The sequence below is a fragment of the [Phormidium] sp. LEGE 05292 genome, assembly GCF_015207735.1.
Classification (GTDB): domain Bacteria; phylum Cyanobacteriota; class Cyanobacteriia; order Cyanobacteriales; family Aerosakkonemataceae; genus Floridanema.
The window spans coordinates 1-14,239 of sequence record NZ_JADEWG010000076.1; the positions used below are offsets into that span (position 1 = coordinate 1).

A 14,239-nucleotide genomic window follows, 5' to 3' on the forward strand; every position below is an offset into this window, starting at 1 on the left:
CCCATCTCCCCATCTCCCCATCTCCCCTTGTCCCAAGAGTCTCCTACTTTTCAGCTTCTCCCGGTTCAATAATTCTTTGGAAGAGATAGCCTGTACCTCTAGCAGTGAGAATCAATTCTGGGTTGCTAGGGTCATCTTCTAACTTTGCGCGTAAGCGAGAAATGTGAACATCTACCACACGGGTATCTACGTGACGTTCGGGAGTATAACCCCACACCTCTTGGAGGATTTCTGAGCGAGAGAAAGCTTCTCCTGAACGGCTGACTAAGAGTTCTAGCAAGCTAAACTCCATACCAGTGAGCCGAATTCGCTCATCGCCTTTGTAGACTTGGCGTTTATTGGTGTCAATTTTAATATTTACGACGGTTATTACACCGGAACTGGGGATACCGGAAATGCCGCTTTTATCTACCCGTCTGAGTACGGAACGGATTCTAGCTTCTAACTCTTTGGGGGAAAATGGTTTGACCACGTAATCATCTGCACCTAACTCTAGACCTGTGATCCGATCGGCCACATCTCCTAAAGCTGTTAGCATAATGATTGGCACGTCAGATTCTTTCCGCAATTCCTGACAAACACCATAACCATCGAGTTTCGGCATCATTACGTCCAAAACCACTAAGTCAGGAGTAGCGTTACGAAATGTTTCTAAGGCTTCCTCGCCATCGGCAGCAGTGACGACATCATAACCAATCATTGACAGACGAGTTTCCAAAATCCTGCGAATGCTGGCTTCATCGTCAACCACCAAAATTTTCTCTTTGTGGCTTTCCAAGTTACTCAATTCTCCTTCAAATTTGTAGCGTTTCTCTTCATTAATTTTTAGTACCATTAATTAAGATATTACCCTAAAGAGTTCCGTTGTTTTAAGCCGAAATTCTTATGATTGCTGGATTTCAAGCTTTCTTAAGATTTACAAGTTAATGTTTACAGTTTTTTACAATTATCACAATGCCTAAGCCTCGAACTTCTTATATCTGTAGCGAATGCGGGGCCGAGTCTCCACAATGGTTTGGTAAGTGTCCTTCCTGTAATACTTACAATTCCCTCGAAGAACAGCTTATCACCCAATCAGCTACTCTTCCCAGTCGTGGTACTTGGCCTGGAGGGGCTCGGAGTAATGGTAAATCAGTGAATCATGCTGAACCAAAGCCAAGGTTGTCTTTAAAATTTTCCCAAATTAGCGACAGACAGGAGGCGAGGTGGTCTTCTGGCTACGAAGAATTTAATCGAGTTTTAGGTGGTGGGGTGGTTCCAGGTTCTTTGGTTTTGATTGGCGGAGACCCGGGAATTGGTAAATCCACCTTGTTGCTGCAAGTGGCAAATCAACTTTCTGAGGAAAGGCGCATTCTTTATGTTTCTGGCGAAGAGTCGGGACAACAAGTAAAGTTGAGAGCGTCTCGTTTGGGAGTTGGTGAGAATTTTGATTCGGAAATAGAAGAGTCAGAACAAACAGATTTAGTAGAAAGTTCGGAGTTGGCGGAGGTACAAGAACCGAAACTTTATGTATTAGCTGAAACTGATTTGGAAGAGATTTTAAAGGAGTTAGAATCTTTGAAGCCAAATTTAGCAGTAATTGATAGTATCCAAACGGTTTTTTTACCAACACTGACTTCGGCACCTGGTTCGGTGGCGCAGGTTAGGGAATGTACTGCGGCGTTAATGAAGGTGGCGAAACGTGATGATATTACGATGTTAATTGTGGGTCACGTTACTAAGGAAGGGGCGATCGCAGGCCCAAGGGTTTTAGAACATTTGGTGGATACGGTATTGTATTTTGAGGGCGATCGTTTTGCTTCGCATCGGTTGTTGCGATCGGTAAAAAATCGCTTTGGCGCAACCAACGAAATCGGCATTTTTGAAATGGCCGATCGGGGTTTAAGAGAAGTTGCCAATCCTTCGGAATTATTCTTAGGAAATCGGGACGAAGCTGCACCAGGAACGGCGATCGTTGTAGCTTGTGAAGGGACTCGTCCGTTAGTAGTTGAATTGCAAGCTTTGGTAAGTCCAACTAGTTATTCTAGTCCGCGTCGATCGACTACTGGTGTTGATTACAATCGCCTGTTACAAATTTTGGCAGTTTTGGAAAAACGGGTGGGAATTCCTTTATCTAAATTAGATGCTTATGTGGCTTCTGCTGGGGGTTTAAATGTGGAAGAACCTGCGGTGGATTTGGGAATTGCGATCGCAGTTGTGGCAAGTTTTCGCGATCGCATTGTCGATCCCCGCACTGTGTTAATTGGGGAAGTGGGTTTAGGCGGACAAGTTCGCTCTGTTTCCCAAATGGAATTGCGGTTAAAAGAAGCAGCGAAACTTGGGTTTCAAAGAGCGATCGTTCCCAAAGGGCAAAAATTCGCCGATTACGGTTTAGAAATTGTTCCGGTTTCTAAGGTGATAGATGCGATCGTTGCTGCTATTCCCGCACAACCTCGCTTCGGTGGCGATGAATTTTCTGATTATGAAGAAGATGAGGAGTTAGAAGAATAAAATAAAATTAACCGCAGATGCACGCAGATAAACGCAGATAAGAGATAGTTGATTCGCGTTTATCTGTGGTTTTAAATAGCAATTTAATTTAAAAATTTGCTCAAAATTTTACTGTTTCCTCTTGCTTTTTTTTGTAAGACAAAGAGAAGATATCAGGAGGAATTGAGAGAAATACTTGTCCTTGTCCCCTTGTCCCCTTGTCTCCTTGTCCCCTTGTCTCCTTGTCCCCTTGTCTCCTTGTCCCCTTGTACCCTTGTCCCCTTGTCTCCTGTTCCCTTCACTCAGCATTTAAAAATTCCAAATACCCATTACTTAATTCTTTCACTGCTAATTCATAAAATTGTTTTCCATGTTCCGGTGTTGCTAAAGCTGGATTAGATCCCATTCTGCCATCTGGATAACGTTTGCGAAAATCTACAGCGCCATAAATTGTGTGTCCTTTGCCAACTTCTTCCGAAAGTTGACCTTGTTTAATAGCTTCTGGGTAAACAAATTGAGTAACAGCTACTTCGCTGGGAGTGGCATGAGAACCTTCTTGTTCACCGTATAATTCCTTAGCTAATTTGTATACTGAACCACACATAAACCAGTTAGCGACTTGGCATTTTACTTGCTCATGATTACTCACATTTAAATCCGCTAAATAAGCGTAAGTTTCAGCAAAAGCGGCTTTCATTGTGGCGATATTTCCGCCATGTCCGTTTATAAAATAGAATTTAGTAAATCCGGCTTTGGCTAAAGAAGTTACATAGTCTTTAATTAGTAGAATCATCGTACTAGGACGGAGGCTAATTGTACCAGGGAAACTTGTATGATGTAGGGCCATACCGACATTAATTGTTGGCCCCACGATTGCGTTAATTTCCTCTCCGACACCTTTAGCGATCGCCTCGGCACAAATCGCATCCGTACCTATTAATCCTGTTGGCCCATGCTGTTCAGTAGAACCAATTGGCATAATAATGCCTGTAGACTTTGCTAAATAGGCTTCTACTTCTGTCCAAGTACTTAAATGTAGCAGCATACCCAGTTCTCAGTTGTTGTACAGGTTTCATTTTAAATAAATGGTGGTGAAAGCGCCAAAAGAAGTTTAAGATTAGGTTATGAATTAAAAAAAGTTGATGGTAAATACAGTTACACCCACCCAAATTATTGCCGGATTTCATGCTTTGTCTGACCCCTTGCGTCTACAAATCATCGAACTATTGCGGCAAAGAGAATTGTGTGTTTGTGAATTATGCGAACAGCTAGAAGTCAGTCAATCTAAACTCTCTTTTCACCTCAAAACCCTTAAGGAAGCGGGCTTGCTTCGTGCCAAACAAGAAGGACGTTGGATTTATTACAGTCTGAATTTGTCTCAATTTGTAGTTTTAGAGCAGTATTTGGCAGATTATCGGCGCTACAGTCCGATCGTTCCTGCCCGCAAATGCCAGGAATAAAACGCAATCATCAAGTTTTATTGAAATGTGCTTGACAAATCAATTTTTTTTGAAATGATGGTAATACAACATATATCGTTTCTTTTTAAGTTTCGCTACAGATGACTGACGCGAAGACACTGAGATGCGCGGATTGACTTGTAGCAAAGTATTAGGGAATTGATATTACTCACTGTGATTGGGTATCGATACCAGAACAAGGTTTTCGCCTTGCTGAAGTGCATACCGAATTTTAATTCAATACAAAGAAATGACGCAAAATTATAAAAAAATAGAAGCGGGTAGCAATCTCAGCTTCTTTGAAAAATATCTGACTGTTTGGGTATTTTTGTGTATCATTGCTGGCATTATTTTAGGGAGAATTTTTCCTCAAATTGCTGTTACCTTAGATGCAATGAGCATTTATCAGGTATCAATTCCGATCGCCATTTGCTTATTTTTCATGATGTATCCCATCATGGTAAAAATTGACTTTATCCAAGCTAAAAATGCGATCAAAGCGCCCAAACCTGTAATTTTAACTTTGGTAGTCAACTGGTTAATTAAACCATTCACAATGGTAGTATTTGCCCAGTTCTTTTTAGGTTGGTTATTTCGCCCCTTAATTACCGGAACCGAAATCATTAGAGGTGCAGAAGTTCCCCTAGCAAATTCTTACATTGCGGGAGCGATTTTATTAGGAATTGCCCCTTGTACAGCAATGGTTTTAATGTGGGGCTATCTCTGTTACGGCAATCAAGGACATACCTTAGTAATGGTAGCAGTCAACTCTCTAGCTATGCTGTTTTTATATGCACCTTTAGGGAGATGGTTACTAGCAGCAAATAACTTGGTTGTTCCTTGGGAAACGATATTTTTATCAGTCTTAATTTATGTAGGTTTACCATTAGCTGCGGGGATGTACAGCCGCTATTGGATTTTCAAACATAAAGGTAAAAGGTGGTTTGAAGAGAAATTTTTGCATTATCTAGGTCCGATCGCAATCACCGCCCTGTTACTTACCTTAGTATTACTATTTGCTTTCAAAGGCGAACTAATAGTTAACAATCCGCTACACATTTTGTTAATTGCAGTTCCCCTATTCATTCAAACAAACTTCATCTTTTTGATTAGCTACGTAGCCGCCTTAAAAATGAATCTTGCTTATGAAGATTCAGCACCAGCAGCATTAATTGGCGCGAGTAATCATTTTGAAGTGGCGATCGCCACAGCAGTCACATTATTTGGATTAAATTCTGGTGCAGCATTAGCCACAGTAGTAGGCGTTTTAATTGAAGTGCCAGTCATGTTAATGCTGGTAGAAATTTGCAAAAAAACAGCATTTTGGTTTCCGCGAGAACCGGAAAAAGCCACCTTATTCGATCCTCGTTGTTTGAAAATGTAATATCCGTAGGGGCGGGTTTAGCCAAAAATTTCAATTCCTAGTAATTAAGTTGAAAGTCAAAACCCGCCCAAGCCAAACCATTTACACAGAGAGAAATAAATCATGAAAAAAGTGATGTTTGTTTGCAAGAAAAACTCGGCTCGTTCTCAGATAGCAGAAGGATTTGCTAAAACATTAGGAGCAGGAAAAATTGCCGTTACCAGTTCCGGCTTAGAAGCAAGCGTTGTTAACCCCAACGCAGTAGAAGTAATGTCAGAAATTGGCATAGATATTACCGATCAAACATCCAAAGCCTTAAGTGATTTTCAAGCCGAAGATTACGACGCAGTAATTTCCTTATGTGGCTGTGGAGTCAACTTACCAGAAGCGTGGATATTAAGAGAAGTCTTTGAAGATTGGCAACTCGAAGATCCAGCAGGAAAATCAAAAGAAACCTTTCAAACAGTGCGAGATCAAATCAAAGAAAGAGTAGCAAACCTAGTAGAAAAACTCAGTTAAATCAATGATAACAAAGATGAACACAGAAGATAAAAATAACATCTTCATCTGCGTTCATCTGCGTTTATTTGCTTTCATCTGCGTACTAAAAAAACATAACTACGAAGCCCAAAGATAACATATACATCTGTGTTCATCTGTGTTTATCTGTGGACATCTGTGGTAAAAAAATCCTTAAATCCAACTTACTATAAAACAGTTGTAGACAGTTGAATCCCTGATAGGGATTAATGATGTTTAAAACCAAAGGCTTGGCTCCGGCTCGTGACTCTCGTAAAGTACTCGTTTCAATCCCTGATAGGGATTAATGATGTTTAAAACAAGACTTGCCCATCGATATGGCGCTTTTGAACAAGTTTCAATCCCTGATAGGGATTAATGATGTTTAAAACTTGATTTCCCATCGCTTCATCAATTCCCGCATTTTTAGCTGTTTCAATCCCTGATAGGGATTAATGATGTTTAAAACTTGGGAGGGTTATAAACCCTCCCTTAAGCTTTTTAAGTTTCAATCCCTGATAGGGATTAATGATGTTTAAAACCGAAAAGACTGTTCGACCACAGGATTTCCATTAGCAGTTTCAATCCCTGATAGGGATTAATGATGTTTAAAACCTAGGGTCAACGGATGACTTCTCTGTTTACTGTAAAGTTTCAATCCCTGATAGGGATTAATGATGTTTAAAACTCAGAAGTTTCTCGCATCTTCCGAATATTTTGAGCGTTTCAATCCCTGATAGGGATTAATGATGTTTAAAACTTGCAGCAATTCCTTAAGCGCTGGGTGAATGTAGTTTCAATCCCTGATAGGGATTAATGATGTTTAAAACGGAGAGCAGGGTAAGTGGGATAAGCGATTAATGCCTATGTTTCAATCCCTGATAGGGATTAATGATGTTTAAAACTTTTACGGAGTGCATATAATAAGCGCCATTAGAAGAAGGTTTCAATCCCTGATAGGGATTAATGATGTTTAAAACCATTAAATCACTTGACCTAGAGGTGCGTTATGAGGGTTTCAATCCCTGATAGGGATTAATGATGTTTAAAACGGAAGTTGTATGACGCATGAAGAATTGAGAGAGGTATTAGTTTCAATCCCTGATAGGGATTAATGATGTTTAAAACAACCATCAAAAAGGCTAGAAGATTGGAAAAAAGGTTTCAATCCCTGATAGGGATTAATGATGTTTAAAACTTTGTTAACTGTTTCGCGGACTTGAGTTTTTGTATGTATATGTTTCAATCCCTGATAGGGATTAATGATGTTTAAAACCAAAGAAGTTTGACGACTGTCAAAACCATCAATTGTTTCAATCCCTGATAGGGATTAATGATGTTTAAAACGATTCTTGAAGCAGTATTGAGTTATGTAAAATCACCAAATCGGTTTCAATCCCTGATAGGGATTAATGATGTTTAAAACCAGCGTCTCTAGCGCGGTTAGACGTTACGTTCAAAGTCAGGGGCGTTTCAATCCCTGATAGGGATTAATGATGTTTAAAACATGCTAGCTGGTAAGTGGCGAAACCCTTATCAATCAAGTTTCAATCCCTGATAGGGATTAATGATGTTTAAAACTTAAATCTTTCACTTCAGTCCAAGGGTTATTGCTGTTTCAATCCCTGATAGGGATTAATGATGTTTAAAACTGTTAAAAAGACTTTTCCACAGAAAGAAGCACCCGGTTTCAATCCCTGATAGGGATTAATGATGTTTAAAACTAGATAAGGGAGCCGGGAGGAAGCGGCAAGTTATAGCTGTCGTTTCAATCCCTGATAGGGATTAATGATGTTTAAAACTAGTATTGCCAAATTGGAAGAAGTACAAACTCCGTTTCAATCCCTGATAGGGATTAATGATGTTTAAAACCAGAAGAAGGCAACACAGGCAACACCGAACAACTACGTTTCAATCCCTGATAGGGATTAATGATGTTTAAAACGTGTAACAGTGAAAACTGTTGATTTGCCAGTCCCGTCGTTTCAATCCCTGATAGGGATTAATGATGTTTAAAACAATAGCACATAAATCATCTGGAACCGCATTAATGTTTCAATCCCTGATAGGGATTAATGATGTTTAAAACCCGATCAGCTGTTGTTCACTTCACCCGAAGGAATGGCGATCGTTTCAATCCCTGATAGGGATTAATGATGTTTAAAACGCAGATTACCGCTGATGGTCGGCTACCTTGTTTAAGGTTTCAATCCCTGATAGGGATTAATGATGTTTAAAACATGTTCCAGTTAAACTGGTATGCCTTAGCGATTCCGCGCAGTTTCAATCCCTGATAGGGATTAATGATGTTTAAAACACTGACTAGTTGTGCAGAAATACCCCCTTATGTGAGTTTCAATCCCTGATAGGGATTAATGATGTTTAAAACGGGAGATAGCCAACATCCTTAAAGGAATTAAATTGCTCAGTTTCAATCCCTGATAGGGATTAATGATGTTTAAAACTTCTACAACAGCAAAACTAAATATTCCATAAAGGGTTGTTTCAATCCCTGATAGGGATTAATGATGTTTAAAACGGCAGGAACCCGAAAAGCAGAATATATGAAGTTTTCAAGGTGCGATTTCGCGAATCAAAAGAATTATATCATTCCAACCCCTAACTTAAGAAATCAAGAATTGTAAAGAGAGCATAAAACCCAATCGGGCCAAGGGTTTGGAGACTTGCGCGGGTCGGAAACCAGGTAGATGAATAGTTAAAGCCTTGGTAGAAAAGCATTTGCGCCACTTGTATCAGCAGAACAAAAACCAACACCCACCCATCCGCGCATTTAAGCGAAAAAAATTGTTTAATCACACACTTGTTGACTACCGATCGCGTTATTGTTTGGATGGAACAACTGAGAACCTAATTCCTTAATCATGTTTTCCCTTGAGATAACGCCAAATCCATCAGCAACCGAAATCGGGCAAAAAAGACGCATCCTAGTAGTAGAAGACGAAGACTTAATTCGTGAAATGCTAGTCATGGCGTTACAGGAACAAGACTACGAAGTACTCACAGCTGCGGACGGACAAAAAGCAATTAGTATCCTGCAAAACGCCAGCAACGAAACCGGAGAATCATTCATTGACCTACTAGTTTTAGACATCATGCTACCCCTAGTCAATGGATTAGATATTTGTCGGTTACTCCGTCGCCAAGGTAATCCAGTCCCCATTTTAATTCTTAGTGCCAAAGGCAGCGAAACCGATCGCGTATTAGGCTTAGAAGTAGGCGCAGACGACTACCTAACCAAACCTTTCAGTATGCGGGAATTTGTCGCCCGTTGTCGCGCCTTACTTCGTCGTCAACGCCTTAGTGGTTTAACACAGCCACCAATGTTGCAGTATAAAGACATCGCACTCTATCCCCAAGAATGTCGTGTTTTACTGCGCGGAGAAGAAGTCAACCTTGCCCCTAAAGAATTCCGCATCCTAGAATTATTTATGAGTTATCCTCGGCGCGTGTGGTCGCGAGAACAACTACTCGACCAAGTTTGGGGTCAAGATTTTGTCGGAGATAGTAAAACCGTCGATGTCCACATTCGTTGGATGCGCGAGAAATTGGAAAAAGACCCAAGTCGCCCAGAATACATTATTACCATTCGCGGATTTGGTTATCGATTTGGATAGTTTGAAAATTTGGTGATTTGGTTGATAGTTGATATGTGGTTAGTTGATAGTTATCATTGGTCGCTAGCCACCGATCGCACAAATGTCCTTAGTTCAATTTCTGATTGGTTTATTAATAGGATTGGCATTTTCTTTATTCTGGCGAATGCGCTTTAATCAAAAGTTAAAGCGATTATTGCTAGCTCTAGAAATACCAGGTATCGACTCAGCCTTACCCCTAATATCTAGGTTACGTCGGGGAGTAACTTTAGCCAATGAACAACGCCAACTACTAGAAAGCGAAATCCAAACTTGGCAAGAAATTCTCCAAATAGCACCCTGCGGCTTTCTCATGGTTGATGAAGAAAACCAGCTAATTTGGTGTAACGAACAAGCAAGGCAAATGTTAAACATAGACAGATGGGAACCTGGACAAGTGCGCCTGCTACTTGAATTAGTCCGTTCTTACGAACTCGACGTACTAATCGATCAAACTCGCCACCAACAGCAACCAATCAAACAAGAATGGCTATTTCATACCACTTACTCCAACACAGAAACCGGAGAATATCAAGAACATCTCATACCCAAATCTCTCACCATTCGAGCCACCAGTTTGCCCTTATCCAAGGGGCGAGTTGGAGTATTCTTAGAAAATCGTCAAGCTTTAGTCGAACTTTCTCAAGCCCAAAATCGTTGGGTATCAGATTTAGCACACGAACTAAGAACACCCTTAACTTCGATTCGTTTGGTAGCAGAAGCTTTACAAGACCGTTTAGAACCACCATTAAGTCGTTGGGTAGAGCGATTATTACCAGAAGTTAATCGACTAATTAGCTTAGTACAAGATTGGTTAGAACTCAGCCAACTAGAAACTGATTCCAGCAATCATCTGCGCCGTCAACCCTTAGATTTACACACATTAATTTGTTCTGTTTGGCAAAGTTTAGAACCTTTATATAATGCCAAAAATCTCAAATTCAACTATTTTGGGCCCCAATCCCTGTCAATAGAAGCCGACGAGTCTCGTTTATACCGAGTCTTTTTAAACATACTCGATAATAGTATTAAATACAGCCCAGAAGCCGGAGAAATCAGAGTTGTATTTAACATCTATCCAGAGACAGGTATTCCCCAATTTGTAGAGATTAATATTATAGATTGCGGCCCCGGATTTCCTATGTCAGATTTACCTTATGTTTTTGAAAGGCTTTATCGAGGAGACCCTTCTCGGAAAAGGCAAACAACATCTACTACAGAGTCGGAAGGCACTATTAAATCTACTACAACAGGTAGTGGTTTAGGTTTAGCGATCGTCCGCCAAATCATCTTAGCTCATGGTGGTTCCGTCACCGCCAAAAATCACCCTCAAACAGGTGGCGCTTGGCTGAAAATAGAGTTACCTTTTGAAAAATCTGTAAACGATTAAAATTTTAGATACTCGCACCTTATTTGGTAGATAAATTAGGGTGAACTCCTCTCCTTTCAACTCCCCACCCGAACGCATCAACTTTGAGCGCAGTCTCAGGCGCTTAGAACGTGATGTTTTAAGAATGGGTGCATTAGTCGAACAATCTTTCCGTCTGTGTCATCAGTCCCTATTTAACCGCGACTTAGCCGCAGCAGAGGAAATTCCTTTAATCGATAAACAAATTGACCAACTCTACCGTCAAATAGAGTTAGATTGTGCTGCCCTAATCACATTACAAGCACCAGTAGCTCAAGATGTGCGGCTATTAAGCGCCTATATGCAATTAGTCCGAGATTTAGAACGAATAGGCGATTATGCCCAAGATTTAGCCGAAATTTCCGTCAAACTCTTTCCCTACCCACCTCACGCCTATTTATCAGAAATCGCTACCATGTCCCATCAAGCACAAGCAATGCTAGGCATGAGCTTAGTAGCTTTAGCTGATTTAGACGCAGAAGCTGGAAGCCGAGTCAAACAACAAGATGATGTAGTCGATACTGCCTACGAAACCTTTTACCAACGCCTAGCCGGACAACGCGACATCCAAGGCGTAGTCGAACCAATCTTACTATTAGTCTTGGTCATCCGCCACCTAGAACGCATGGCAGACCACGCCACCAACATCGGTCAAAGAGTAGCATATATCGTCACTGGACATCGCTCTTGATGAGAGCCTAAAAATTGAGAAATCTTCAGCGAGTTAGAATGCTGAAGATTTCATTGCTAATGCTAGTTCAGATTATTAGGACTTATGCACTGAGATCCCCCAACCCCCTTACCAAGGGGGCTTAAGAAATTCCCCCCTTGGTAAGGGGGGTTAGGGGGGATCAGAGTTTCAAACCCAGAGTACGTAAGTCCTAATTATGTGTGAATGCGAATAGTCAGTTGAATCGTATTGGTAATAGTTTTGGGAGGTTGCCAAGTCAGGAGCGATCGCCGAATCAACCGAATAACTTTATCGTCTTTTGCAGAAGATGCTTCTTCATCCCACACAACTTGTTTGACTCTTCCTTTGTTGACCTGAAATTCAAAGACTAAATCACCACTAAATCCATCTGGTAACATCAGTAATTGGAGATGTTGTGTGAGAAGTTCGATCGCTTTTTCATCCAGTCCGATCGCACTCAAAATTTGCAAAGGTTGCACAGGAAATGCAGATTCTTCCATTGCTTCCATTGGCATGGATGGTGCTGCTGCTGCATAAAGTCCTTCATCAAAAACATCATCATCATCACCAAAGGATGCTGGATTGATTAATGTGATATCGTATGGATCTTCATAAATTTCACTCTTTGATCTTGAAAGTGGAGGACTAGGCGATCGTAATTCGAGAATTTCTGGTTTTACTGAATCGGAAGAGGATAACCGCCTACGTCGTCCTGCCATTTGAGATCCAGGTGCAGCAGCATAATTAATCCCACCAAAAACTCCTTGATAGTTTACACCTTCTGGCATTTCTACAGGTACTTGTACAGAAACAGAACTTTCTGTTGCATCAACTCGCACATCATCACTAACAGCAACAAAAGCCGTATATTGCGATAGTAATTGATAAGAAAGAGCCGTATCTGTTACTGCTTCCACACCTTTCTTAGTATCTCCACTCACCATTTGATTCGTTAAATCTTTGATGCGAGAACGTCCCCAAAGTTGAGCGATCGCAGGATTACCAACATCAACAAAATCTAAATTGAAAGTTTGTTGATAGCGAATTCCTCCCGCAGCAATGCCATTAATCTGCAATTTTCCTGCAAGTTTGTCTGATTTACGACCAAACAAAACTAATGGTTGTTCGGCAAATAAATCTGGAGGTGTTTGCGGATAAATAATAGGAGATTCTCCTTCACCTTCCCATTGCCAGTTAATGTTACCTAACACTGGATTATTGATTTGATGAAAGAACTTTTCCACAACCTCATTGACTGGTTCATCATGACGAATAATTCGAGAAATTCCTCGTCCGATTTCAGCAATTCGATTCAAAAGAAAACGATTTACTGAACTACCAGCACCAAAACTATAAAGGCGATTTCCTGGTTTTAAGTTCTGTTGAACTTCTGCCAAAATTTGATTTTCGTTGCCGATATAACCATCAGTTAATAAGACAATACTTCGTAACCTTCCCGGATCTGTAACGGGAAAATTTAATACTGCACGAATTCCTCGTAATAATTCCGTTCCGCCACTGGCATTTAATCGATTGATATAGTTGATGGCGAGCGATCGATTTTGTGCCGTATTAGCTAAAGGAACAGGTGAAAGGTGCTGAGTAGTATTGGAAAAATCAATAATGCTGAACGTATCATTAGGATTCAATCCGTTAATAAAACGCCGCATTAATTCCTGACATTGCATCAATGGCGCACCTGACTGAGAACCTGAAGTATCAATCAGAAATACTACATCTTTCGGGACAATTTGATTAGGTTTATATTCAATTGCTGGAATTAGATAAACGGCAAAATGTCCGCCTCGTTCATCAGTTTGAGTTAACACTGTTGTTTGTGTGTCATCACCTGCAACTTGATAACGCAAAATCAAATCTTTGTTCGGAATGGTGTCTCCACTTGCTAAGTTTACTCGAACAATTTGTTGTGATTTGGTAATTTGAATTTGGTGAGAAGGCGAATAAACATTGCGAATTTCCACCCCAGCATCAATTTCCACAGTCACATTAATATCATGCCGAGAACGAGTTCCCTCTGGTAAAATTGGCGCATTCAACCGCGAAGCATCAGGCACTAAATCGGTATCTTGATTTTGCGTCATTGGTGCAGGTGCAGAACCACACCCAATTGTATTATCCTCAATAGTTGTTCCGGGAATATAACGAGGCCCAACTACCATTGGAAACACAAATTCATAATTACCTGCTGCAAATTTCAAGCTGTCACTATAGCGAATAATTACATCAATTTGTTCCCCAGGTTTGATGTTAGCTAGAGATTGAGTAAAAATGTTATCGCGTTCTTGTTCTAATAGTCCGGCTGTGCGTCCTTGTTTTTTAGCTTGTTCGTAAATTTGTTGTGCTTCTTGGCGTTTTTTGATATTACCTTTGATTGTGCGATCGCCAATCCGAATCAGCATATCATCAACTGCTGCTTCATCCGGTAACGGGAAAATGTAAACCGCTTCTAAGGTAGTTGTAAATGGATTTTCAAAAGTTTGTGTAACTTCTACTCGTGAGATATTTCCGGCAATTTTTGCTTGAACTTCAGTGTGTTTGAGGGGAAAAGCAATTTGTTGTCGATCGGGAGTTTGAACGTATAAACCACCGGGTTGTTGTTTGATAGTTTGAGTCATAGTGGTAATCTCCATAATGCGATCGTCTGATTACTTTTAG

General features: G+C 40.6%; 10 protein-coding genes and 1 CRISPR repeat array. Of the genes, 7 read left to right on the forward strand and 3 right to left on the reverse strand.

The window, feature by feature from the left end:
* Positions 1–43 precede the first annotated feature (43 nt).
* Positions 44–778, reverse strand: coding sequence for a response regulator transcription factor RpaB (rpaB, locus tag IQ264_RS19745; RefSeq protein WP_193982543.1), 735 nt, complete (start codon positions 776–778; stop codon positions 44–46).
* A 176-nt stretch (positions 779–954) separates the two neighbouring features.
* Between rpaB and radA the strand changes: the two genes are divergently transcribed.
* Positions 955–2,490, forward strand: coding sequence for a DNA repair protein RadA (gene radA, locus IQ264_RS19750; protein ID WP_193982517.1), 1,536 nt, complete (start codon positions 955–957; stop codon positions 2,488–2,490).
* Between the two features lie 277 nt (positions 2,491–2,767).
* On the opposite strand, the gene IQ264_RS19755 is transcribed toward radA, so the two are convergent.
* A complete protein-coding gene (locus IQ264_RS19755; protein WP_193982518.1) occupies positions 2,768–3,514 on the reverse strand; it encodes a creatininase family protein in 747 nt (248 codons plus the stop codon).
* A gap of 97 nt (positions 3,515–3,611) precedes the next feature.
* Between IQ264_RS19755 and IQ264_RS19760 the strand changes: the two genes are divergently transcribed.
* The 6 genes from IQ264_RS19760 to phoU all read left to right on the forward strand — a co-directional run bounded on the left by IQ264_RS19760 (position 3,612) and on the right by phoU (position 11,563).
* Positions 3,612–3,929, forward strand: coding sequence for an ArsR/SmtB family transcription factor (locus IQ264_RS19760; protein WP_193982519.1), 318 nt, complete (start codon positions 3,612–3,614; stop codon positions 3,927–3,929).
* A gap of 250 nt (positions 3,930–4,179) precedes the next feature.
* Complete coding sequence (gene arsB, locus IQ264_RS19765; RefSeq protein ID WP_193982520.1) at positions 4,180–5,313, forward strand: ACR3 family arsenite efflux transporter; 1,134 nt, start codon at positions 4,180–4,182, stop codon at positions 5,311–5,313.
* A gap of 102 nt (positions 5,314–5,415) precedes the next feature.
* Complete coding sequence (gene arsC, locus IQ264_RS19770; protein ID WP_193982521.1) at positions 5,416–5,811, forward strand: arsenate reductase, glutathione/glutaredoxin type; 396 nt, start codon at positions 5,416–5,418, stop codon at positions 5,809–5,811.
* A 207-nt stretch (positions 5,812–6,018) separates the two neighbouring features.
* A CRISPR array of direct repeats spans positions 6,019–8,350; the repeat unit is 37 nt; unit sequence GTTTCAATCCCTGATAGGGATTAATGATGTTTAAAAC.
* Between the two features lie 343 nt (positions 8,351–8,693).
* A complete protein-coding gene (locus IQ264_RS19775; protein ID WP_193982522.1) occupies positions 8,694–9,446 on the forward strand; it encodes a winged helix-turn-helix domain-containing protein in 753 nt (250 codons plus the stop codon).
* A gap of 82 nt (positions 9,447–9,528) precedes the next feature.
* Positions 9,529–10,854 (forward strand): sensor histidine kinase, encoded by a 1,326-nt coding sequence (locus IQ264_RS19780; RefSeq protein ID WP_193982523.1) that lies wholly within the window; start codon positions 9,529–9,531, stop codon positions 10,852–10,854.
* A gap of 40 nt (positions 10,855–10,894) precedes the next feature.
* Positions 10,895–11,563, forward strand: coding sequence for a phosphate signaling complex protein PhoU (gene phoU / locus IQ264_RS19785; protein ID WP_193982524.1), 669 nt, complete (start codon positions 10,895–10,897; stop codon positions 11,561–11,563).
* Positions 11,564–11,757: 194 nt separating this feature from the next.
* On the opposite strand, the gene IQ264_RS19790 is transcribed toward phoU, so the two are convergent.
* Entirely contained in the window at positions 11,758–14,199 is a 2,442-nt protein-coding gene (locus IQ264_RS19790) for a VIT domain-containing protein (protein ID WP_193982525.1), read from the reverse strand.
* Positions 14,200–14,239 lie beyond the last annotated feature (40 nt).